This window comes from Marinobacter confluentis, assembly GCF_004785685.1.
In the GTDB taxonomy this organism is placed as follows: Bacteria; Pseudomonadota; Gammaproteobacteria; order Pseudomonadales; family Oleiphilaceae; genus Marinobacter; species Marinobacter confluentis.
On the sequence record NZ_SRPF01000001.1, the window covers coordinates 1,139,557 to 1,161,475 of the forward strand.

Annotated in this window: 21 protein-coding genes; 8 read left to right on the plus strand and 13 right to left on the minus strand. The window is 57.7% G+C overall.

The window, feature by feature from the left end:
- Position 1 precedes the first annotated feature (1 nt).
- Complete coding sequence (locus E5Q11_RS05300) at positions 2-916, plus strand: ketopantoate reductase family protein (protein WP_191964445.1); 915 nt, start codon at positions 2-4, stop codon at positions 914-916.
- A 25-nt stretch (positions 917-941) separates the two neighbouring features.
- On the plus strand, positions 942-1,499 hold the full coding sequence (locus tag E5Q11_RS05305) for a cob(I)yrinic acid a,c-diamide adenosyltransferase (RefSeq protein ID WP_135802316.1): 558 nt from the start codon (positions 942-944) through the stop codon (positions 1,497-1,499).
- Positions 1,500-1,503: 4 nt separating this feature from the next.
- Here the strand turns inward: E5Q11_RS05305 and E5Q11_RS05310 are convergent, their stop codons facing one another.
- The 4 genes from E5Q11_RS05310 to E5Q11_RS05325 form a co-directional block, all read right to left on the minus strand.
- Positions 1,504-3,534, minus strand: coding sequence for a methyl-accepting chemotaxis protein (locus E5Q11_RS05310; RefSeq protein WP_135802317.1), 2,031 nt, complete (start codon positions 3,532-3,534; stop codon positions 1,504-1,506).
- Between the two features lie 146 nt (positions 3,535-3,680).
- Positions 3,681-4,568: a regulatory signaling modulator protein AmpE gene (ampE, locus tag E5Q11_RS05315; protein WP_135802318.1), complete on the minus strand. Its 888-nt coding sequence runs from the start codon at positions 4,566-4,568 to the stop codon at positions 3,681-3,683.
- Positions 4,568-5,224: a 1,6-anhydro-N-acetylmuramyl-L-alanine amidase AmpD gene (gene ampD / locus E5Q11_RS05320; protein WP_135802319.1), complete on the minus strand. Its 657-nt coding sequence runs from the start codon at positions 5,222-5,224 to the stop codon at positions 4,568-4,570. Before ampD ends, ampE begins: the two co-directional genes overlap by 1 nt.
- Before the next feature lie 51 nt (positions 5,225-5,275).
- Positions 5,276-7,606 (minus strand): DUF1631 domain-containing protein, encoded by a 2,331-nt coding sequence (locus E5Q11_RS05325; RefSeq protein ID WP_135802320.1) that lies wholly within the window; start codon positions 7,604-7,606, stop codon positions 5,276-5,278.
- 221 nt (positions 7,607-7,827) lie between these two features.
- On the opposite strand from E5Q11_RS05325, the gene nadC reads away from it, so the two are divergent.
- The gene (gene nadC / locus E5Q11_RS05330; RefSeq protein ID WP_135802321.1) at positions 7,828-8,670 is read left to right on the plus strand and encodes a carboxylating nicotinate-nucleotide diphosphorylase; all 843 of its coding nucleotides are present in this window, start codon (positions 7,828-7,830) and stop codon (positions 8,668-8,670) included.
- 6 nt (positions 8,671-8,676) lie between these two features.
- Here nadC and E5Q11_RS05335 read toward each other — a convergent pair whose 3' ends face one another.
- The 5 genes from E5Q11_RS05335 to E5Q11_RS05355 are packed head-to-tail and all read right to left on the minus strand — an operon-like array spanning position 8,677 to position 12,459.
- Positions 8,677-9,015 carry a YqcC family protein gene (locus E5Q11_RS05335; protein WP_135802322.1) on the minus strand — a complete coding sequence of 113 codons (339 nt, stop codon included), beginning with the start codon at positions 9,013-9,015 and terminating at the stop codon, positions 8,677-8,679.
- Positions 9,016-9,033: 18 nt separating this feature from the next.
- Positions 9,034-9,831, minus strand: a complete 798-nt coding sequence (locus tag E5Q11_RS05340) for a ParA family protein (RefSeq protein ID WP_135802323.1) — start codon at positions 9,829-9,831, stop codon at positions 9,034-9,036.
- Positions 9,832-9,885: 54 nt separating this feature from the next.
- Positions 9,886-10,584 (minus strand): DnaA regulatory inactivator Hda, encoded by a 699-nt coding sequence (gene hda, locus E5Q11_RS05345; protein ID WP_168215611.1) that lies wholly within the window; start codon positions 10,582-10,584, stop codon positions 9,886-9,888.
- Entirely contained in the window at positions 10,581-11,138 is a 558-nt protein-coding gene (locus tag E5Q11_RS05350; RefSeq protein WP_135802324.1) for a CDP-alcohol phosphatidyltransferase family protein, read from the minus strand. Before E5Q11_RS05350 ends, hda begins: the two co-directional genes overlap by 4 nt.
- 31 nt (positions 11,139-11,169) lie before the next feature.
- Positions 11,170-12,459: a DUF2066 domain-containing protein gene (locus tag E5Q11_RS05355; protein ID WP_135802325.1), complete on the minus strand. Its 1,290-nt coding sequence runs from the start codon at positions 12,457-12,459 to the stop codon at positions 11,170-11,172.
- A 203-nt stretch (positions 12,460-12,662) separates the two neighbouring features.
- Here E5Q11_RS05355 and purM point away from each other — a divergent pair, with 203 nt between their 5' ends.
- The 3 genes from purM to E5Q11_RS05370 all read left to right on the plus strand — a co-directional run bounded on the left by purM (position 12,663) and on the right by E5Q11_RS05370 (position 15,271).
- Positions 12,663-13,727 carry a phosphoribosylformylglycinamidine cyclo-ligase gene (gene purM, locus E5Q11_RS05360; RefSeq protein ID WP_135802326.1) on the plus strand — a complete coding sequence of 355 codons (1,065 nt, stop codon included), beginning with the start codon at positions 12,663-12,665 and terminating at the stop codon, positions 13,725-13,727.
- Positions 13,724-14,404: a phosphoribosylglycinamide formyltransferase gene (purN, locus tag E5Q11_RS05365; protein WP_135802327.1), complete on the plus strand. Its 681-nt coding sequence runs from the start codon at positions 13,724-13,726 to the stop codon at positions 14,402-14,404. The genes purM and purN overlap by 4 nt, the downstream gene beginning before the upstream one ends.
- A 99-nt stretch (positions 14,405-14,503) precedes the next feature.
- Complete coding sequence (locus tag E5Q11_RS05370) at positions 14,504-15,271, plus strand: DUF3108 domain-containing protein (RefSeq protein ID WP_225314939.1); 768 nt, start codon at positions 14,504-14,506, stop codon at positions 15,269-15,271.
- On the opposite strand, the gene E5Q11_RS05375 is transcribed toward E5Q11_RS05370, so the two are convergent.
- The 4 genes from E5Q11_RS05375 to apbC all read right to left on the minus strand — a co-directional run bounded on the left by E5Q11_RS05375 (position 15,261) and on the right by apbC (position 19,097).
- Positions 15,261-16,520, minus strand: a complete 1,260-nt coding sequence (locus tag E5Q11_RS05375) for a valine--pyruvate transaminase (protein ID WP_135802328.1) — start codon at positions 16,518-16,520, stop codon at positions 15,261-15,263. The genes E5Q11_RS05370 and E5Q11_RS05375 overlap by 11 nt on opposite strands.
- A gap of 1 nt (position 16,521) precedes the next feature.
- Positions 16,522-17,121 (minus strand): YjaG family protein, encoded by a 600-nt coding sequence (locus E5Q11_RS05380; protein WP_135802329.1) that lies wholly within the window; start codon positions 17,119-17,121, stop codon positions 16,522-16,524.
- 30 nt (positions 17,122-17,151) lie between these two features.
- Entirely contained in the window at positions 17,152-17,718 is a 567-nt protein-coding gene (gene dcd, locus E5Q11_RS05385) for a dCTP deaminase (RefSeq protein WP_135802330.1), read from the minus strand.
- 278 nt (positions 17,719-17,996) lie between these two features.
- Positions 17,997-19,097 carry an iron-sulfur cluster carrier protein ApbC gene (gene apbC, locus E5Q11_RS05390; RefSeq protein WP_135802331.1) on the minus strand — a complete coding sequence of 367 codons (1,101 nt, stop codon included), beginning with the start codon at positions 19,095-19,097 and terminating at the stop codon, positions 17,997-17,999.
- A gap of 147 nt (positions 19,098-19,244) precedes the next feature.
- Between apbC and metG the strand changes: the two genes are divergently transcribed.
- Positions 19,245-21,302, plus strand: a complete 2,058-nt coding sequence (gene metG / locus E5Q11_RS05395; RefSeq protein WP_135802332.1) for a methionine--tRNA ligase — start codon at positions 19,245-19,247, stop codon at positions 21,300-21,302.
- Between the two features lie 25 nt (positions 21,303-21,327).
- The gene (rsxA, locus tag E5Q11_RS05400; RefSeq protein ID WP_135802333.1) at positions 21,328-21,909 is read left to right on the plus strand and encodes an electron transport complex subunit RsxA; all 582 of its coding nucleotides are present in this window, start codon (positions 21,328-21,330) and stop codon (positions 21,907-21,909) included.
- Positions 21,910-21,919: the final 10 nt, after the last annotated feature.

Below are 21,919 nucleotides of genomic sequence, written 5' to 3' on the forward strand. Positions count from 1 at the left end.
TGTGAGCCAGATCGCCATCCTCGGCGCTGGCTCACTGGGGCAACTCTGGGCTGGCTATCTGCCAGCCGGAAGCGCGGTTTTTCTCAGCCGGGCTTCTTTCTCGCCGCGCGGATCAGACGAGCCCTCAACCTTTCAATATCAGCTAAAACGCCCCGACGGCTATGAAATCGGCCGTCGCATTCCGGTGCTAGCGGTATCAGCCATTTGCCCATCCCTGCTGCTGGTGACCACAAAAGCCGGCGATACCCTTAATGCGCTCAGAAAGGTGCTACCGGAGATCCCGGAAGACGTGCCCGTGGTTCTGTTCCAGAACGGAATGGGCTGTCAGCAAACTATCGCCGATCTGTGGCCCGACCGCCCCATCCTTGCCGCTGCCACCACCGAGGGCGCTAACCGCCCGGAAACCGGCATTACGATCCACGCCGGCCGGGGAGAAACCTGGATCGGCGGCCTGACCACCAGGGCCCGGGATTGTGTTAATCCAGTCGTCCAACGGCTCTCGGACAGCGGGCTGATCATTCATGCTGAAACCGACATACGGCAACGGCTGTGGGACAAACTGGTGGTAAATGCAGGCATCAACGCCTTTACCGCCATACTCGACTGCCCCAATGGCGAAATTCTGAACCACCCCTTTTTTCTGGAGCACATCGACCCGCTCAGCGAAGAAATTGGCAGAGTCATGGCCACCGAAGCCAGCCACCCCCTTTCAGCCGCCGATATTAAAGCGCGGATTCAGGCAGTCGCCACCAGCACCGCGAAGAACACCTCCTCCATGCGCGGGGATCGCCAGCGGGGTCGAAAAACAGAAATCGATGTCATTAACGGCTATATTGCAGAACGCGGCCAGGCCAAAGGTATTGCGACGCCGGTGAACCAATTGCTTGTCCGGCAGGTAAAAGAGTTAACCGAATAGAACCCAACACTCCAGGAGCCAAACCATGGGCAACCGCCTTTCCAAGATCTACACACGCACGGGTGACGACGGGTCTACCGGCCTGGCGGACGGCAACCGGATCGCCAAGAATGCCCAGCGGGTTGAAGCCATGGGCACTGCGGACGAGCTGAACTGCCATATCGGCTTATTGATCGAGACCCTGGATGCAGACGACGCACTGATCGAAACCCTGCGCCGGATCCAGCATCACCTGTTCGATCTGGGAGGCGAATTTGCGATTCCGGGTAGCAAGGTGATCGGCGATGACCATATCCAATGGCTGGAAACAACGCTGGACAGCCATAACGAGCCGCTGCCGCCGTTGAAGAACTTTGTGCTGCCCGGTGGCTCCCCAGCTGCGGCGCAGTGTCACATGGCCAGGGCCGTCTGCCGCCGGGCAGAGCGGGTTGTCGTTGCCCTTAGCCATGAGGATTCCATCAACACCGAATCGCGGCATTACCTGAACAGGCTGTCTGACCTTCTGTTCGTGATTGCCAGAAGCCTGGCAAGACGCAACGGCGGCGAAGAGATCCTCTGGGAACAGAAAAAGTCCGGGCTTTAGCGACTCAGACTTTAAAGGCCTCCACCAACCGTTGCAGCGAGGCCGTGAGTTCAGACATCCGCCGTGATGAAGAGAGTGTTTCGTTTGCGTTGTCGGCCGTGGCCTGACCCAGAACGCTGATCTGCTCGACGTTCGTATTAACGTTCTTGGCCACCGCCGATTGTTCCTCTGCTGCCTGGGCGATCTGGTGGCTCATGTCGACGATCAGCGAGATGCCCTTGGCAATTCGGTCCAGGGCTTCGGTGACTTCCGTGGATTTCCTGACCGTGGTTTCGGTAACGTCATGACTGTTGGTCATCGCCGTAACGGCATCCTTGACGCCACTTTGCAGGCGGGAAATCATGCCCTCGATTTCTTCTGTTGACTTGTGAGTCCGCTGCGACAGCGACCGGACCTCATCAGCCACTACGGCAAAGCCCCTGCCCTGTTCACCGGCCCTGGCTGCCTCAATTGCAGCGTTCAGTGCCAGCAGGTTGGTCTGCTCGGCAATGGCCTTGATCTCTACAAGAACCTGGCTGATGTTATCGCTGTCTTTATTGACCCGGTTAATCACATCCACCGCACCGGCAATTTCCCGTGCCAGCGCGTTAATGGTGCCAACCGTATCCGCCACAACCTTCCGGCCTTTTTCCGTATCCTGTTCGGCACTGCCTGCACTTTCCGCAACCCGATGAGCGCTCTCAGTAACTTCGTTCACGGCCTCAACCATCTGGTTCATGGCTTCGTTTATCTGGCCTGACTCTTCCATCTGCCTCGCCACAGCCTGGCTGTTTGCGGTTGCCGTATCGTTTACGCGGATTGCCTGCTGATCCACATCAGATGTGGTGCGGCCAACCGAGCGGATCAGTTCTGCCATTTTGTCGGTCATATCGTTGAACTCTGTGGTCAGCGCACCCAGCTCATCACGGTTCTCGAGATCAATGTGGGTCGTCATATCACCTTCCGCCACAGACCTTGCAGCCCGGCTGAAGCTGCTGATCGCATTGCGCACAGACATGAAGAAACCAACGTAGAGATAGACCACAACCAGCAACACCAGCACCAGCGCGGCGATAATCAGAAATCGCTGGTTTTCCTCCGCAGCCAGCCGGGACGTCAGGTTTTCGCGGATTACGTCAAAAATGGCCTCCGACGCCGCGTCAAAATGTGACAGCTCGTTTTCAATCTGGCCATTGAAATCCGGCCAGGACATTTCAAGTCGCATCGGCGTAATCACATTCACGTCAAGCTGATCACGAACCCGCAAAAGGCTGCCATCAAGCTGCTCAAACGCCTCTCTGGCCAAAACCTGAAGCGCCGGTGACGAGGCCAGGGTGACATCCATCGAGGGCCCCAGAAGAGAGGCCCGGTTGGTCAACTGGTCGTAGATTTCATTCAGCCCATCGCTCAGGTTGTAACCTACCTGACCTTCGAGCAGCGCATAGCCGCCGAAGGCTCTGGCCCGCCCCAGAATGCTGCGAGCATCCGGAAACGCTTCCCTGACCAGCCCGAGCATCAGAAGATTCTCACGGGAGGCATCCTGGCCGAGGCCAGAAATTTCGATGGTGGCAGATAGCAGCGCCCGTACTTTCTGGACAAACTCCTGATAATACTTGAACTGGGGATCGATATTGCTCTGATAGGCGTCTTCAGACACCAGTTTCTGCCAGTCAGCGGCCAGTTGATCAACCTGAGCCGCCCAGTTGCTGGCAGTATCGAACTGCACATCGGCGCTATCGATTTCTTTGAGAAGGGCATTGATGCGATTGGCGCTCTCATCCGACCGGGCCAGCAGTGTATTGTCGTCCTTGATCTTGCCAGGGGCACGGAGGTCGCGGTAGGCCATGGATTCGTGCAGCAGATCGTTGACTGTTTGGAGCTGCTCAAGCCCTTCCACTCCACGAGTCATGGTATCCACAGAGCGGTTCAGTTCACTGATAACAAGCCAGGCCAGCAGCACAATCGGCAACAGAAACAGCACGCTGATCAGGCTGAACTTGTAAAACATGGGCAGGCGATTCATCAGCGACACGGCGGGCTTGATCAACAGCTTCACATTAACCCCCACAGATTTTTAATTCTTAGTATTAAATATGTCGGCTAAAGTACTACAAAGTTGAGATTTTTTTGGCGAAAAAATGTAATTTTTGTTTTACATCAAACACGCTAGACCCGTGTTTGACCGCTTTTCGTCTATCCGGTTCACACCACACCTGCAATAACCAGCAGCGCAAAGCCACAGATCCACACCAGCATGCTACGGTTCAGCAGCCCCCGGATCGCAGCCAGGCTTCTTTCACCAAAATCCGGCCATTCGTCCGGGTGCAGCTTTGAAAAGCGTTCGGGCTCAAGCTCATAGCCCGTCAACGAGCTGTTGGCGGCTGCGATCAGCGTTTTCCTGTTCTCACCGGCAATCGTCAGCACTGCGGACCTCCCCTCACTTAGCCATCCCGCCAGATCCCCGGCAATGCCAAAGGTAAGACCCAGAAGTCGTGCTGGCAGGAAGCTTACGATACCGGCCAGACGACCAAACCGGGGACGGGCCGCCGCGTGTGGCCAGTGGTCACGCAGACCAATCAGACCGCCTGCGGCAAAAGCACCAGCTGGTCCACCAATCACATACCAGAAAGCAATCACGAAATAATGCTCAAAAACCCGCGCGATCAGGGTGTCTGAAAGCGCCCGGTGCATGTGTTCAGGTGACCCCGCGGCGCCCCTCTCCACTGGCGGCAACAGGTCGTGAATCTGCCGCCACGCCCCCTGCATGTCACCCCTGCGCCAGGCGTTGCCGTAATCATCAAGCACACGGCCCAGGCCAGGCGTACCCATCAGACCAAGCAATAACAGAAAAGCCAGGGGGTGAACGGCAAGCGACCAGCCTGCGCTGCGCAACCAGTACTCAGCTGCGAACAGAAGCAGCACCGGGACCGCCACCATCAGCAAACCTTTGCTGAGACTGGCCTCCTTGCCCGGAACAACGCTGTGCGAATAACCAAAAGCTTTACGCCAGAATACCTCCCCGGAAAACAGATTGGCTCCGTCAAGCTTCCGGCGCAGCACATACGCCAACAGAAAAACAACGAATTCCATCAGGTTACTCCTCGGTTGCCCAGCGCCCCAGCAAGAAGAACACGAAAATGCGACCAGTCGAACGCCTGGCCCGGGTCGGTTTTACGGCCCGGTGCAATATCACTGTGGCCGGTTATCCGTGCTGGAGTTATGTCAGGCCAGGCGGCCATGATCAGCACTGACAATTGGGCCAGCTGACGATACTGGACATCGGTATAAGGCGTGTCGTCCGTGCCCTCCAGCTCTATGCCAATGGAAAAATCGTTGCATTCAGTCTGGCCCTGAAAGCTCGATCGCCCCGCATGCCAGGCGCGATGCCGCAGATCCACAAACTGAAGCAGTGACCCGTCCCGCCGAACCAGGAGGTGTGACGACACTTTAAGATCGGCGATGGTCTGAAAATAGGGGTGGGCGCCCGGATCAAGCTGATTACAGAAGAACTGTTCAATGGCGTCACCGCTGAACTGCCCCGGCGGAAGGCTGATGTTATGCACGACCAGCAGCGAGGGAACCTGGCCGTCTGGCCGCTGGTTATAGTTGGGGGATGCACACCAGCGCGCGGCCTCGATTCGGCCGCTGGCCCGCAAGCGTTGGGCCTGTTCATGGAGTGCGTGCTGATCTGATGGTACCGGGTTCTGGTCTGACAAGGGCTTTCCGTCAATCGGGAGCTGGGACATAGCTCCTGATTGAAGCACAAAGTCGCTGATCAGGGAAAGGCAGGGGCAGCCTCAGTCTTTGCGGCTGCTTCGCAGATTATCAATGATTGACTCAAGCGCACGGTCGAAGATCAGGCCATCATCAAGCATGGCAATCTCATTAAGCTCGAGAGCTCTGGCCAGTTCCTCGCGCTGATATTCGGCAACCTTGGCGCCACTGCGGTTCACGAAAATATACTTGCCAGTGGCTTTGATGAAGGCCGCCAGTTTGCAACGCACCTTGTTGTCATCCCGCGTCATCTCGATCCAGGAACCGACGCGCAGGCTATCAGCGCGTTGCAGCCATTCCACGGCAACCGCATCGACAGTTGGCGTAGCCTGGGCTGTATCCTTTGCCTGCACGGGCTCTTGTGCGGCGGCATGTTCTGCCTCACCACTGGTAATATCCGGGCTGTCTGAAGCCCGGTTTTCCGCTTCAGGGCTCTGAGGCTCCAGGCTCACCGTATCGGGAGCCGCCGGCGGCTCGACCGGCGCCTTTGCGCTGGGCTTTGCGGCAGTGACCAGGCGCTGGAACACATCTACATGGGCCAGCTCAAGGTCCCTGATAGCGGCATCCGTTGCAAACGGATCCCAGGAAATTTCTTGCAATGCAGATCTCAGGCTGTCAACGATACCTGGGATTGCTTTAAGCAGCTCGCTTCGGGTGTCGTCTGTTACCGGCCTGGGGTCCACGCTCCAGACCAGATTTTCGGTCAGCCGCCTGGCCTGATGCCACTGATCACTGTCTTCGCCTGCCCGCAGAACCACCCACTGGAGATATTTGCTGAGCGCTTCGTCCAGCAGCCGGACAACCGATTGCGGCAGTTCGCGGCCGTCCTGCACTTCGTCAACTAATGAGCGGGCTGCTTCGGACGCCCGCTCCTGCCGTGCGCGCCCTTCTTCGGCGTCTTTCAGGCGCTGCTCGACCAGCTCCCTGCGACGGCGATCCAGGTCCATGAAGTGGCCAAAATCGTTCAGCAGTTCGGTAAACAGGTCGACATTATCGTTGTACTCGTTAAGCACGCGCTCGACGACCGATTCAATCCGGTCCCGCAGCGGGTCTCTCTGCCCGGGCTTTTTCTCTGTCCACCCCATGGCGGCCAGTGCCAGCTCGTTCAATAATTTACGGACCGGATGGCCACCCCGGTTAAAGAAGTTCTTGTCACTGAGTGCCACTTTGAGAACCGGAATCTGTAGCCGGCTGATGATGGCTTTCATGGTGGAATGAAGCTGACGATCTTCCAGAATGAAATCAAACAGCATGGACACCAGGTTAATGACATCGCTATCAACCTGGCCGGCTGTCACACGTTCGCCACGTTCATTCACAAACAGTGGCTGGAGCTGGCTCGAGAGCGACACTATGTCGTCGGTACCCCACCCTGTTGCCTCGGCCTGAATGTTGTTCAGACGAGCCATAAGAGTGTCTGTATCAAGCACACCGGTGCCTGCCGGATTGCCGGAAGCGGAACCACCTTGTTGCCCCCCGTGCAAAAGCGCGGTGAGCTCTGAGAAGGTCGCCTGTACCTCGGTTCCGGAGTGACTTGCGGATGAACCGGGCGTACCCTGCCCGGAACGGTCACTGGCCGGTGCCTGGGCAGCCTGCTCCTGCCCCGAACCAGTCCCACCGCCTGATGCGGCCGGGGCAGAACTTTTCGGCGCTTTGCCTGGTGCCGGCGGGCGCTTCATGTCAGGCAGCACGCCTTCGGCAATCAGGGTTTTGTTCGCGTTCTTGTAGAAATCGCCGAGAATGCCACCCAGCAGGCGGTCAAAAAGCTTCAGCACCACCAGCTTGGCACGAATGTCGATATCCAGGTCAGCGCAGGCCTCGGCGAGCCCGCCGCAGATGACTTCCGGACTCAGCGGCATCTGGCTGTTGTCCAGCCTCATTGATGGCAGCAGGTGAGCCACCCGCACGTTAAGCAGGTGGATGGCCTCACTGTTCTGGGAGCGAAGCTTGTTGATCAGGTTATCGATGGCGACCTGCTGCTCAAGCTGGGAATGATCCAGCAGGCTCAAAGATTCTTCATCAACATCGTCCAGCGTGCCGGAACGACCTTTGGGACTAAACTTGCCGATTTCATTGAAGGCACTGCTGACATACTGAAGCACTGACACCGTCATGCTTTTGCGACGAAGCCGAAGCTCGCGCATGGCGTCAAAGTAGGCGGTCTGATCCTGATTGGTGCCGGCCTTGTCGGCGAGTTCGAACAGCGCGTCATCCGCCTGATCAAAAAACTCCGACATGACCGCCTTGAGCGACTGACCTGATACGTCACGCAATCGCACCAGCGCCGCCGGCAGGCTGAACCTTTGGGGGATGCCGTGATTTTTCAGGTTGACGACTTTGCGGTCCTGCGCCATTCGGCTGCTCCAGACGTGAACGATACAATCTCTTACGACGATCTTATGCTCTTGGTACGTCAGCTTGTGTCAGAAATTGTCACCTTTTGTGTTTAAGTGATGCGCGTCACATTTTAGCATCTCGCACTGCGCCCATTTGGAGAAACGAACCGGACCCGATAGAATCCGGTTGCGTTATTTCAAACCCCACAGACCACTACCTTGAAGCCCCGGGCAACTCAATGAACTACGACGATCTGCTTGAAGAATCCCGCGTCGAAGCGGTTACCCGCAGCCTCAGGGAAGATATCGGCGATGGCGACATCACGGCGCGCCTGATTCCCGCTAACCGGATGGCCAGCGGCAGGGTTATTACCCGCGAAACGGCAGTGATCGCCGGGCGCGCCTGGGTCGAAGAGGTGTTCCTGCAGGTTGACCCGACCGTAGAGCTCGACTGGCATGTAAACGACGGCGATGCAGCGTCCGCGGGGCAGACCCTGTTTACCCTGTCGGGTAATGCCCGAAGCCTTCTGACCGCTGAACGGTCTGCGCTGAACTGGCTGCAGGCACTGTCTGGCACTGCCACTATCTGCGCTAGCTATGCCGCCCGGGTTGCCCACACCGGGGTGCGCCTGCTGGATACCCGCAAAACCGTTCCCGGCCTGCGCCTGGCCCAGAAATACGCAGTGACCTGCGGCGGCTGCCACAACCACCGAATCGGTCTTTACGATGCGTTTCTGATCAAGGAAAACCACATTGCCGCCTGTGGCTCGATTGCAAATGCCGTGCGCGAAGCCCGGCGTATTGCACCCGGCAAGCCTGTAGAAGTGGAAACTGAAAATCATGATGAGCTGGAGCAGGCCCTTGCCGCCGGCGCTGACATCATCATGCTGGACGAGTTTTCTCTGGAGGGTATGCGTGAGGCAGTCAGGCTGACCGCCTCGGCAGCAAAGCTGGAGGCATCCGGCGGCATCAATGAAAAGACGCTGGTGCCCATTGCGGAAACCGGCGTTGACTATATTTCCATCGGTGCGCTGACCAAGGACATCCGGGCTATCGATCTGTCGATGCGGCTGGATGCCTGAAGCCGGTCAACTCTTTCCTGACAGCAAACGATCCATCTCTGCCAGTTCCCTGATCAGGCGCTGCCCCGATTCTTCCCTGGCACGGAAATGCTCCTCAGCCATGGGTGCCATACCCGACACCGCTGGCAACGGGCGCTCCGCCTCGATCAGAACCTTCATACGACTGATGAACACGAACTGAAGCCACTGGGTAAACTCCAACTGATCAATACCGAATGGCTGGCTGCTCTGCAGGGCTTCAGCCGGCGGCGGCTTTTTCTCCCAGACGCCCAACTGGCGCAGCTCAATCTCGATCTGGATCAGGCTGTCAGCGACCCGGGAGATGTGGTCGGATGAACCGGCCATTCGACGTTCCTCCTGCTATCAGTCCGCCAGCGGTTCCAGTTCCACAGTTTCACCATGCAACACGGCGAACAGGTCTTCGTACTGGCGGGTCAATGGATGTTTCGGGGCCATGTGAATCAGCGGCTTGCGGGCCTGGTGGGATTCCTTCATTTTGACTGAGCTGGACAACCTGACTGGCAGAACTGGCAGCCCTTCATCCATTAGTTCACGTACCAGCTGTTTCGGCAGGCTGGCCCGCGGTTGAAACTGGTTGGCAACAATGCCCTCGACCACCAGATCCTCGTTGTGATCTTCCTGCAACTCCTGAATTTCGTGCAGAATGCTGTAAAGCGCCTGACGCGAAAAGTCATCACAGTCAAAGGGAATCAGGCAGCGCTGCGCGGCAATGAGCGCAGATCGAGTGTAGAAATTAAGCGCCGGGGCCGTGTCGATGTAGATGGCATCAAAGGATTCGCTGAGCTTTTTAAGCGCTTCCCGAAGCTTGTAGATTTTGTGTTTGGCCTCCAGCTTGCGCTCGAGAAAATCCAGCTCCGGGCTTGAGGGCATCACAAACAGGTTGTCAAAAGGCGTGGCGTGCACAAACTCGTCCGGCCGGCGGTTGAATACGGTAAAAGCCACCGTCTGCTCAAGGTAGTCCGCTACCGTATCTTTCAGGTCGGCCGAAGATTTCCCTAGCAGATACTGGGTGGAATTGCCCTGTGGATCCAGATCCACCACCAGGGTCCGCTTGCCTCGGGCCGCGCTGATCGCCGCCAGGTTGCAGGTGATACTGGATTTACCGACACCACCTTTCTGATTGAATACCACGCGCCTCATTGTTTTTCTCCCAGTGAATCCTGTTTGTTATCTGCGGTTTCCGCTACCCGTTCTCTACCAGCCCATCACCGACTTCACAAAGGGAATGGTCAGCTTTCTCTGCGCCTTGAGGGAATTGTCATCCAGTCTGTCCAACACCGCCAGCAATTCCGCCAGGCTTCGCGGCGCACGCCGGAGAATAAACCCGGCAACTTCTTCAACCAGGACCAGGCCCCGTTGCTCGGCCCGGGCCATCAGAATACGCAGGCGGTCATCGTCCCTGTTCATACCCAGTTGAACCAGCAAACCATGGCGCAACCGGGACAGAAGATCGGGAAGCTCAAACGGCAGCTCTGCGGGCATATCCGAAAGGGTGATTACCAGTTGCCCGCCCTGGTCAACAACCCGATTATACAGATGAAAAACCGCCTCTTCCCACTCTGGAAGACCGGCGATGCAGTCCAGATCATCCAGGCAGACCTGTTCATTCAACTCCAGCCCGTCCAGTGCCTGGGGACCGAAAGGCAAGAATTCCTCGACACTGACACAGACGGCCGAGCGCTGGCTCTGTTCCGCCAGGTGGCACACGGCCTGAAGCAGATGGCTTTTGCCGGTGTCACGGTCACCACAGACAATGACCGCTGGCGTGGCGCTTCCGGGCATAGTGGCATCACGCAGCCGGCTTGCGGCCGCAGCGTTGCGCTCACCGTGGAAGTTGTCAAACCGGGCGTCGTCTCTCAGTTTCACACCCAGCGCCAGTTGCCCCCTGTTCACGTCCGCACGGCCCTCCAGGCCCTCATGCCCCACACCCACAAATAATGCGCCCCACTCGCCAGCGTAGACACCGCAACCAGCCAGATACCCACATCAATAACCCACAACTGCATTGGCAGGCCGGCAAGTAGCACAATGATCGCCAGCGCAACCAACACCTGGACCAGCGTGTTGCACTTACCGGCCAGGCTTGGCTGCATGTCAAACCGCCCAATCCCGTAGTGGTAGGCCAGGCCTCCGCCGACAATTATAAGGTCTCGCCCCAGTACCAGCCAGAATAGCCAATGGGGCAGAACTCCAGTCAGGGTGAGCATCAGATAGGCTGAAATCAACAGGGCCTTATCGGCCAGCGGGTCCGCAATGGCCCCCACACGGGTGCGCCAGTCAAATTCCCGGGCAAGAAAACCATCGAAAGCATCCGTGACCGCCGCAATGAAGAAAATCACTAGGGCAGCACGGTATTCCATCGACCAGAGGGCTATGGCAAACGGCACCACAAGCAGGATCCGAAGGAACGTCAGTGCGTTCGGAATCCAGCGCCAGCTCTGTGCCATACCGTCTCTCCCTGAGGTGCTACTTCACCCGCTATTCGGCATCTTCATCCTGAACAACAGGCACCGGCTGCCAGCGGTAATGAAGCACCTGATACAGGGATTCAAAAGCCTGCTCAGCCTCGTCCTGGCCGGCTAGCAGATTATCGTAGGCAAACATCTGGCCAGAAGATGTGTCTGTTCCCGGCGCAATCAGAAATGCTGGAGGTGCCGCGTTTTCCGCTGGCTCAGCCTGCGGACCACTAGCGGTGGTGCTCGCGTCACCGGCTTCGGTTTCTGCGGGAAGACTGGATACTTCAGCGTCGGAAAGTGGAACGAGGCGTGAATCCAGAGCGATATACCGTTTCAATTGTTCGATTTCGCCCGAGAATGTAACCCGGATGGTTACCCGGCCATTGCTGGTTGCCGTGGCGCCGGCGCTCTGAACCGGGGACAGGTTTTTCAAAACCCGATTGGCCTGGCCATAGCCTTCAAGGCCCTCAATGCCGTGAACAACGATGTCCACCTGCGGCGACTCCCCCACATCGCTGCCCGCAACCGCATAACGCTCGGCAAAGGCATCGGCCCAGCGACCAACCACGGCATCCGCGAGGGCCTGTGGGCTGGCAGCGGTCACTGATTGCTCAGGCCCCTCCAGCGACATACCATCAAACACCCAGCCAGCGCGCCATTCACCGCCTGAGCGGCTGACCCGAACCAGTGACATCAGATCGTGGTTAAGATTTTCAGAGGCGGCACGAACGTTTGATGTGAACTGCCCCCAGATATCGGACATCAGCTCCCTTCGGCCAGCAAACTCCTCAGGTGGCAGAGTAATGGGAAGGCCCCGATCCTCGGCCGCTCGGGTAAAGGCTTCAAGCCAGGGTGAAGCGCTCCCTGAATCGCTGCTCTTGTGCAGAAGCGTACGGGAGCCTCCGGACTCAACGGCAATCCAGGCCAGAGTCAACGGGCGGTTGGCGCCCCAGACCGGCGCATTGACCGAGGCCAGCGCATTGTTGACCCCCACCGCACCAAAGGCCATCCGCAGCCGGTTGCCGTTTTCCTCGGACCGCAAATACTGATAGGACTGTAGCAGGGATTCGGCGTCGTCCAGCAGTGCCTGCACACCCTCCAGATCAAGCACATCGCTGGAGCCGGATACGCGGACAAACACACGGCCCAGGCCATCGGCGTAGCCTTGCGCCAGATCATCCGGCTGCGAGCTTGCTACCGGCACTTCCACGGAATAGAGACCGGGCACGGTAACGGCCGATACCGGCCATGCATACAACGACATCACCAACAGAAGGGCGGCCGTACGAGCTATTTTATGCGCTATTCCCATCGGGGTAATTCCTGAGCCTTGCATGAATCGTCCTGGAAACGGTTTGAATGCTGCCTAGGATACACCATGGCCTTTGTTGAAAGTAGCAATCGGGGATTGCGGAAATTCAACAAACAATTGCATTTGGAGCCCCATCCCGCACCTGTTAAAATCCGCCGCCTGTTTGTTAATCCAATCCCACAGCCCAACTGGTTAGACAGCCCATGAGCGAAGACAAGCCCTCCCTCACCTACCGCGACGCTGGTGTCGACATAGACGCCGGTAACGAACTCGTCAGCCGCATCAAGGAAACCGCCGCCAGAACCCGCAGGCCGGAAGTCCTCGGCGGCCTGGGTGGCTTCGGTGCCATGGTAGCCATACCGCCGGGCTACCGTGAACCGGTCATGGTGTCGGGCACGGATGGGGTCGGAACCAAACTTCGCCTGGCCATGCAGCTTCAGAAGCACGACACCATCGGCATTGACCTGGTTGCCATGTGCGTCAACGACCTGGTTGTGGGAGGCGCCGAACCGCTATTCTTCCTGGATTATTACGCCACCGGCAAACTGAACGTTGATGTTGCCGCTCAGGTTGTTGAGGGCATCGGCCAGGGCTGTGAGCTTGCAGGCTGTGCGCTGGTGGGCGGTGAAACCGCGGAAATGCCGGGGATGTACGAAGGCGACGACTATGATCTGGCGGGTTTCTGCGTGGGCATTGCCGAGCGCAGTGAAATTATTGACGGCAGCCGCGTTCAGCCGGGCGACGCACTGCTGGCCATTGGCTCCTCCGGCCCCCATTCGAACGGCTATTCGCTGATCCGTAAAATCCTGGAAGTCAGCAAAGCGGATCTGGATCAGAAGATCGACGGAAAGTCTCTGTCGGAGGCTTTGATGGCGCCAACCCGTATTTACGTGAAAAATCTGCTGCAACTGGCGAAAGAGGTAGATGTCCGCGCCCTGTCACACATTACCGGTGGCGGCTTGCCCGAGAACATTCCTCGGGTACTGCCAGACGGCACCATCGCCGCGATTGACACGTCCAGCTGGCAACTGCCCTCGGTGTTTGAATGGCTGAAAAATGCCGGCGGCGTGGCCATTGAGGAGATGTATCGTACCTTTAACTGCGGCATTGGCATGGTTGTCTGTGTTCCCGCCAACCAGAAAGACCTAGCCCTGGATACCCTTCAGGGGCTGGGAGAAACCGCCTGGCAGGTCGGCCTTGTCGAGGCCGCTGACAACACCGGAACGCCAGCATCTGTGCGCTATGCACCGGGGCTTCTGGCCGTATGAAGGCAGATCCGGTAGACGCACCGCGCATTCTGATTCTGGCCTCTGGCGCCGGCACCAACGTGCAGGCGCTGATTGACGCCAGCAAGGAAAGGGATTTCCCCGGCAAAATCGTGGCCGTTGGCTGCAACCGCCCCAACGCCTTTGCCCTGGAGCGCGCCGCCCAGGCCAACATTGAGCATTTTACGGTAGACCACACCCGCTTTGGCTCACGGGAAGAGTTCGACGGTATGCTGATGGCTGAAATTCGCCGTCGCAATCCCGACCTGATCCTGCTGGCAGGTTTCATGCGCATTCTGACCACCGATTTCGTGCGGGCGCTGAGGGGCACACTGCTTAACGTACATCCGTCACTGCTGCCGAAATACACCGGCCTGAATACTCACCAGCGCGCGCTGGACGCCGGGGATGCGGAGCACGGTACGTCGATTCACTTTGTGACTGAAGAACTGGACGGCGGCCCCGTTATCGCACAGGCACAGGTAAACGTATCAAAAGACGATACGGCCGAGACCCTGGCGGAGAAAGTCCAGGCGAAGGAACATCTGCTCTATCCGATCGTTATGCGCTGGTTTTGCGAAGGACGCATTCAGCTTGGTACGGACTACGTGATGTTCGACGGCCAGCCACTGAATCAACCCCTGGTTCTCCCTGACGAGCCGGAAACATCGGGTGCCTGATTAAACATATCGTCATCGTTCGGGTGTGCCGCACACGGTATGCTGCTCGTATAGAAAGCGGTATTTAAAGTATCTGCGACTTCGGGATGGACACTTACGATGACAAAACACCCGCTTACCGTATCGGCCAGAGGGCTTCTGCTGGCAGCAATGGTCGGCATTTCCCCGGCCTATGGCGCCGAGTCCGAGCCGACATCCGGATCTGAACCTGCCAGGGCCGATACGACTCCGCTGCTACCCCTGGAAGTGAGCTACAACGCGTCCATGGAAAAGGGCGTAACGCTGAACGGCGACGCCCGCAGGCGACTGAGGGAAAAGGGCGACGGTACCTGGGAATACCGCACCGATGTGGATTCATTTATTGCGGATATTGATGAATCCCTGATATTCCGCTGGGAAAACGGTCGGGTAGTCCCACTTCGCTACCGCTATAGCCTGTCCGGCTTCCTCATCAAGGATCGCAAACAGGTCATCGATTTCGACTGGGAAAAGCGGGTTGCCACTGGGCACCATCGCGGCGACAAATTCTCGCTACCGCTGGAGGACGGCGCCCTGGACCCCATGGGTTATCAGCTCCAGCTGCGTAAAGATATCAAGGAAGGTAAGCGTGAAATGACCTACCGGGTCATCGACAAGGGCGACTATGACACCGACCGGTTTGCGGTAATTGACGAGGAAACCCTGAATCGCAGGGGTGAGCAGGTCGCCACTCTGAAAGCCGAAAAAGTGCGGGACAGCGACAGCAAACGCAAAACCCTTATGTGGTTTGCTACCGACCAGGACTACCTGCTGGTTAGGCTGCTGCAGGTAGAGCCGGACGGCAGCGAATACGAAATCACCATCGACGAAGCCCAGTTCAACGACTGAGCGACTTTACCTCGTCCGCGATGATTCGCAGACCCTCGGCCACCCGGTCATCGTCCTGGGAATAGGTAACCCGCAGGCATTCATGACGGTGCTTCCAGCCGTCTTCCGGCAGACCCGGAAAGAAGTAGTGCCCTGAGACTACCAGCACTCCCCTCGCCTTCAACCGCTGGTAAAGCTCCAGACTGGTGATCGGAAGGTCCGGGAACCAGATCCACAGGAACATGGCGCCTTCCGGTTTATGGACGTACCAGCGGCAGGCGTCTTCGCCCATGGCTTCCCGGAATACATTAACGGCTTTCTCCATCTTCGCCCGGTAGAACGGGCAGACCACTTCCCGGCTCAGGGAAAGGATTTCACCAGACTTAACCAGCGGCTCGGCCAGCATGGCGCCAAAGCTGCCCGTGGCCAGGTTCATGATCGCGTTGATACTTGAAAGCGCCTTGATGACCGGTTCCGAGGCAATCACGATCCCCGTTCTGGCGGCAGGCAGGCCCAGCTTGGACAGACTCAGGCAAAGGATAATCTGATCGTTCCAGTGGGGCGTGGCGTCCACGAACATCAGGCTGGGGAAAGGCGTGCCGTAGGCGCCATCGACGATCAGCGGAATATCGTGCTGCCGGGCCAGGGCTTCCAGCCGGTTCAGCTCTTCATCCGTGATCACATTGCCAGTGGGGTTGGTGGGCCGGGACACGCAGATAGCGCCGGTCTCCCCGGTCACTTCCACGGCATCAAAATCCACGCGGTATTTGAATTCATGGGCGTCGGTAAACGAGATATCCGGCTGGACCGCCCGGAACAGGTCGGGCTCGATACCAGCGTCGGCATAACCGATGTATTCCGGCGCCAGCGGCAGCAGAATGTGCTTGCGATGGCCGTCGCCATAGCTGCCGCCAAACATGTTGAACAGCATGAAGAACGCCGCCTGGCTGCCGTTGGTTAGGGCAATGTTTTCCGGCTTCAGTCCCCAGTCGTATTCCCGGTTCAGCAGGTCTACCAGTGAGGCAATAAACTGCTTCTCCCCCTGGGGCGGATCGTAGATTCCCACCAGTCTGCGGGTATCGCCGTCACTGCGACTCATGTCGCCAAGTATCTTCTGCACCCGCTGCTGGATTTCCGGAATGTGGCCGGGATTGCCCCCGCCCATCATGATCATGTCATCGCCGGAGGCCAGGGCGTTGCCAAGGTCGTCCATCAGTGAGGTGATGCCGGAATCGGCGGTAAACTTCTGGCCGAAAGAGGAGAATTTCATATCAGTCGCTCAGAGATATACCGAGATTGCTGACGCCGTCGTTGGCCGCATCGGTTCGAATTCTTTCTACAAACTGTGCCGTTGGTGTGCGCTGGCGCTTGAAGGACAGCACCAGTTCCCGTTGGAAGACCTTATCTTCTTTCATCAGGGGGTGCACTTCCAGAAGCCGTACCAGTTCGTCTTCGTCCAGGTCCTCGCCTTCGGACAGCTCGATAAAATTCATCACCGTGGCGGTGGCCATCTGGGAGGCATCGGTTGCCCGGTGTTTTGTCGGGTTCAGTCGGTTCAGCAGAGCCTGCTCCAGTAGCTGGCAAAAATCGAAGGCGGGGTAGACGCCATAGGCATCGTAAGCATTCACATCCGGGGACAGGCTTTCCAGTTTGGCCAACAACTGGGGAATGGCTGCCTCGGTAGTGTCTTTCTGCAGCATCTCCCAACCCAGGTCCAGCAACTGGCGCATCTTGGCGCCGGTTTTCAGGCCCACGGCGTCTGCGAACAGGGCGTAGTTGGGAAATGAACGCTCAGCCAACGCCATCAGGAAGGTGAACTCGCGCCACCCCTGCAGTTGGGATACGGCTTTCAGAAACTGATTGGCGTTCACGTCAGCGTGCCTTTGCTCATGTGCATGGCCTTAAGTGCGGGGAAGCGTCACGCCTGTCTGGCCGAAATACTTGCCGCCGCGGTCTTTGTAACTGGTTCCGCAGATTTCATCAGACTCGAAGAACAGCATCTGGGCCACGCCTTCGTTGGCGTAGATCTTGGCCGGCAGGTTGGTGGTGTTGGAAAACTCCAGGGTAACCTGCCCTTCCCATTCCGGCTCCAGCGGGGTGACGTTGACGATGATGCCGCAGCGGGCATAGGTGGACTTGCCCAGGCAGATGGTCAGTACGCTGCGGGGTATGCGGAAGTACTCCACGGTGCGAGCCAGCGCGAAGGAATTCGGCGGGATGATGCAGACGTCGCCGGTGTAGTTCACAAAGCTGTTTTCGTCGAAGTTTTTGGGGTCGACGGTGGCGCTGTGGACGTTGGTGAAAATCTTGAATTCGTTGCTGCAGCGAACGTCGTAGCCGTAGCTCGATGTGCCGTAACTGATGACCCGGCCTTTTTCGTTTTCGCGGACCTGGTCAAACTCGAAGGGTTCGATCATTCCCTGTTCCTGGGACATCCGGCGGATCCAGTGGTCGGATTTGATGCTCATGGGTGGTGTCTCGTTTCGGTCTGGAAAAGTGGGCGTAGTTTACCTGCTCGGTGGGATGGTGTCGAAGCTTTGCCGGCCTTCTATTTGACCTTTAACTCGGGGGCTGCGGCTACAGACAGGCCCCGTTCAAAACACGCCGTACATACGTCCCTGTAGGCTTGAGAAAAACATCCATGTTTTTCACAGTTTTGAACGGGGCCTGTCTGCAGCCGCGATCAGGCTTTTGCCGGCGCTCTCACCTTGAAGTGTTTAATCGCAGTGATTGGCGCTCGTTAGCCCTAGTGTTCTGTGACAGACATGCTTGAGATAGAGCCGGTCAGGTTTCTCTCACGGGTGGACAGCTCCGCACTCACCCGCCTCGCAATGTCCTTGTAGCGCCTGGAAACCTCTGAATCGGGTTCTGCCACCACTGACGGGTTGCCGCCATCTGTTTGCTCGCGAATGGTCATATGCAATGGCAATTGGCCAAGCAAGGTCGTGTCGTATTCTTCGGCGATGCGCGCGCCGCCTTCCTGGCCGAACAGGTGTTCTTCGTGGCCGCAGTTGCTGCAGATATGCACGCTCATGTTTTCGACTACACCCAGCACCGGGATTTCGACCTTGCGGAACATCTCGATGCCTTTTTTGCCGTCCAGCAGGGCGATGTCCTGGGGCGTGGTGACGATGACGGCGCCGGTGACCGGGACTTTCTGGGCGATAGTGAGCTGGATGTCGCCGGTGCCCGGAGGCATATCCAGGATCAGGTAGTCCAGTTCGTTCCACAGGGTCTGTTGCAGCAGTTGCATCACCGCGCCGCTGACCATGGGGCCGCGCCAGACCATGGGGGTTTTGTCGGTGACCACGAAGGCCATGGAGTTGGCCTGCAGGCCGTGGGCTTCCATGGGCACGAAGTATTTCTGTTCCCGGGTTTCCGGGCGTTTGCCCTGGGGTACGCCCAGCATCATGCCGATGCTGGGGCCATAGATGTCGGCGTCCAGAATGCCTACGCGGGCGCCCTCTGCTTGCAAAGCCAGGGCGAGGTTGACGGCGGTGGTGGATTTGCCCACGCCGCCTTTGCCGGAAGCCACGGCGATGATGTTCTTCACGCCAGGTACGGAGGCGATGTCTTTCTGGCCTTTGTGGGAATGGATGCGCTGGCTGACCTTCACATCCAAGCTTTCCACGCCGTCAATACCATCAATGGCGTTGCTGACGAGCTCTCTGACCGCCCCGGCAATGCCTTTTGAGGCGTAAGGTATTTCGATGGATACGGTGACTTTACCGGCTTCATCGGCGCTGAGGGATTTCACCGCACCCAGTTCGTATAAATCCTTGTTCAGGTAGGGATCCCGGTACTGTTTTACGGCCAGTTCTAGAGCCTGCTGGGAAATCTGGGTCATTGGAATCTCCGGAATAGGATGTTCCGGCACTCAAATGTGGCCGGAACCGGGTGTTTCGGATGAAAAATATCTGCTCGGAAGGTATCATCTGTGCCCGTTTCTGGCCATATGCCCCCAATCCTTACGAATGAAGGTTCGGACGATAACATGACGCAACACAGCTCCCGGCAACAGCGCGATATTCTGGTCACTAGCGCCCTTCCCTACGCCAATGGCCCCATTCACCTGGGCCATCTGCTGGAATATATCCAGACGGATATCTGGGTGCGCTATCAGAACATGCGGGGCCAGAACTGTTATTACGTTTGCGCAGACGACGCTCACGGCACCGCCATCATGTTGCGTGCTGAGCGGGAAGGTATATCTTCCGAAAGTCTCATTGCCCGCATTCGGGATGAGCATCAGGAAGATTTCGGTGGTTTCCATATCCGTTTTGACAACTATTACACCACTCATTCCGAGGAAAACCGCCAGTTCTCTGAGTACATCTACCGCCAGTTGCAGGAAAACGACCACATTGCGACCCGCAAGATTACCCAGGCCTACGACCCGGAAAAAGAGATGTTCCTGGCGGACCGTTTCATCAAGGGCACCTGCCCCAAGTGCAAGACCGAAGACCAGTACGGAGATAACTGCGAGGCCTGTGGCGCCACCTACACGCCGGCGGAGCTGATCAATCCCCGCTCTGCAGTGTCAGGCGCCACACCGATTGAGAAAGAATCTGAGCACTACTTCTTCCGCCTGCCGGAGTTTGCGGATTTCCTGGGTAAATGGACCCGCAGCGGCACCCTTCAGCCCCAGGTTGCCAACAAGCTGGCGGAATGGCTGGATGCCGGTCTTCAGGAATGGGATATCAGCCGCGACGCGCCCTATTTCGGTTTCGAAATTCCGGACGCGCCTGGTAAATACTTCTATGTCTGGTTGGACGCACCTATCGGTTACCTGGCCAGTTTCAAGAACCTGTGTGATCGGGAAGGCATCGATTTCGAACATTTCTGGAAAGCGGATTCCACCGCCGAGGTGTATCACTTCATCGGCAAGGACATCATCAATTTCCACGCCCTGTTCTGGCCGTCCATGCTGCACAGTGCCGGGTTCCGCACGCCAACGGCAGTTCTGGCCCATGGATTTGTGACCGTCAACGGCAAGAAGATGTCCAAATCCCGGGGCACTTTCATCATGGCCCGGACTTATCTGGACCACCTGAACCCGGAATATCTGCGCTATTACTTCGCCTCCAAGCTGACTGGCGGCGTTGACGATATGGACCTGAACCTTGAAGACTTTGCCGCGCGGGTGAATTCCGATCTGGTGGGTAAGGTGGTCAATATTGCCAGCCGCAGCGCCGGGTTCATTACCAAGCGCTTTGATGGCCAGCTTGGCACCGTCACCGAGCAGGACAAGCTGAGAGAATTTATCGACGCCGGTGAGGAAATCGCCGACTTCTACGAGACCCGGGAATTCGGCCGCGCCATGCGCCGGATCATGGAACTGGCAGACATCGCCAATCAGTACGTAAACGATGAGCAGCCCTGGGTGATTGCCAAGCAGGAAGGCCAGGACGCCAACCTGCAGGCCATCTGTACCAATGCCCTCAACATGTTCCACCTGCTGATGACCTATCTTGCGCCGGTGCTGCCGGAAACGGCCAAGGCTTCCGAGGCCTTCCTGAACGCTCCGCTGGACTGGAATAACCGGTCGGAGCGCCTGGAAAACCACGGTATCAACAAGTTCAAGCCGCTGATGAACCGGGTTGATATGGCCCAGATCGAGAAGATGCTGGATGCCTCGAAAGAGGAACTCCCGGCTGCCACCGGCGCCAAGCCGGCGAATTCAGCAGCCAAGGAGGAAAAGGCCAAAGCCCCCGAGCCGCTGGCTGAGGAAATCGATTTCGACACTTTCGCGAAAGTGGATCTTCGGGTCGCTAAAATTGTCAAAGCGGAGCGGGTTGACGGTGCGGACAAGCTTCTGCAACTGACTCTGGATATTGGCCTGGGAGAGCGTAATGTGTTCGCAGGGATAAAATCCGCCTATGAGCCGGAAGAACTGACGGGTCGGTTGACCGTCATGGTGGCCAACCTGAAGCCCCGCAAGATGAAATTCGGCATGTCTGAAGGCATGGTGCTGGCAGCAGGGCCAGGGGGCAAGGACATCCATATCCTGTCACCGGATTCCGGTGCCACCCCCGGCATGCGGATTATGTAGGCCGGACTGATGACGGAGCGGTGGGATGAGTGAGTATCTGCTGATTCTGGTCAGCACCATACTGGTGAACAACTTTGTGCTGGTTCAGTTCCTTGGGCTCTGTCCTTTCATGGGCGTGTCCGGGAAACTCGAAACCGCCATGGGCATGTCACTGGCCACCACTTTTGTGCTGACCCTCGCTTCGGTTTGCAGTTACCTGGCCTATACCTACCTGCTGGAACCGCTGGACCTGGCGTTCCTGAAGACCATTACCTTCATACTGGTGATCGCGGTAGTGGTGCAATTCACCGAAATGGTCGTGCGCAAGACCAGCCCCCTGCTGTATCGCGTGCTGGGCATTTTCCTGCCGCTGATTACCACTAACTGCGCGGTGCTGGGCGTCGCCCTGCTGAACCTCAACAAGAACAACAACTTTGTTGAGTCGGTGCTGTACGGGTTTGGCGCTGCGGCCGGTTTCTCGCTAGTACTGGTTCTGTTTGCTGCCATGCGCGAGCGTATTGCAGTTGCCGATGTGCCGGTTGCTTTCCAGGGCGCTGCCATAGGCATGGTGACTGCCGGTTTGATGTCACTGGCGTTTCTGGGCTTTACCGGCCTGGTCAGTGTCTGACGGAGCATTC

Excerpts from the sequence above, each read along its gene's own strand:
- E5Q11_RS05375 (WP_135802328.1), bottom strand. The coding sequence starts at position 16,520 with ATGAAATTCTCCTCTTTCGGCCAGAAGTTTACCGCCGATTCCGGCATC.
- E5Q11_RS05350 (WP_135802324.1), bottom strand. The coding sequence starts at position 11,138 with ATGGCACAGAGCTGGCGCTGGATTCCGAACGCACTGACGTTCCTTCGG.
- E5Q11_RS05325 (WP_135802320.1), bottom strand. The coding sequence starts at position 7,606 with ATGGCGCAGGACCGCAAAGTCGTCAACCTGAAAAATCACGGCATCCCC.
- rsxA (WP_135802333.1), top strand. The coding sequence starts at position 21,328 with ATGAGTGAGTATCTGCTGATTCTGGTCAGCACCATACTGGTGAACAAC.
- apbC (WP_135802331.1), bottom strand. The coding sequence starts at position 19,097 with ATGACCCAGATTTCCCAGCAGGCTCTAGAACTGGCCGTAAAACAGTAC.
- ampE (WP_135802318.1), bottom strand. The coding sequence starts at position 4,568 with ATGGAATTCGTTGTTTTTCTGTTGGCGTATGTGCTGCGCCGGAAGCTT.
- E5Q11_RS05370 (WP_225314939.1), top strand. The coding sequence starts at position 14,504 with ATGACAAAACACCCGCTTACCGTATCGGCCAGAGGGCTTCTGCTGGCA.
- E5Q11_RS05355 (WP_135802325.1), bottom strand. The coding sequence starts at position 12,459 with ATGGGAATAGCGCATAAAATAGCTCGTACGGCCGCCCTTCTGTTGGTG.
- purN (WP_135802327.1), top strand. The coding sequence starts at position 13,724 with ATGAAGGCAGATCCGGTAGACGCACCGCGCATTCTGATTCTGGCCTCT.
- purM (WP_135802326.1), top strand. The coding sequence starts at position 12,663 with ATGAGCGAAGACAAGCCCTCCCTCACCTACCGCGACGCTGGTGTCGAC.
- ampD (WP_135802319.1), bottom strand. The coding sequence starts at position 5,224 with ATGTCCCAGCTCCCGATTGACGGAAAGCCCTTGTCAGACCAGAACCCG.
- E5Q11_RS05335 (WP_135802322.1), bottom strand. The coding sequence starts at position 9,015 with ATGGCCGGTTCATCCGACCACATCTCCCGGGTCGCTGACAGCCTGATC.
- dcd (WP_135802330.1), bottom strand. The coding sequence starts at position 17,718 with ATGAGCATCAAATCCGACCACTGGATCCGCCGGATGTCCCAGGAACAG.
- metG (WP_135802332.1), top strand. The coding sequence starts at position 19,245 with ATGACGCAACACAGCTCCCGGCAACAGCGCGATATTCTGGTCACTAGC.
- E5Q11_RS05340 (WP_135802323.1), bottom strand. The coding sequence starts at position 9,831 with ATGAGGCGCGTGGTATTCAATCAGAAAGGTGGTGTCGGTAAATCCAGT.
- E5Q11_RS05305 (WP_135802316.1), top strand. The coding sequence starts at position 942 with ATGGGCAACCGCCTTTCCAAGATCTACACACGCACGGGTGACGACGGG.
- nadC (WP_135802321.1), top strand. The coding sequence starts at position 7,828 with ATGAACTACGACGATCTGCTTGAAGAATCCCGCGTCGAAGCGGTTACC.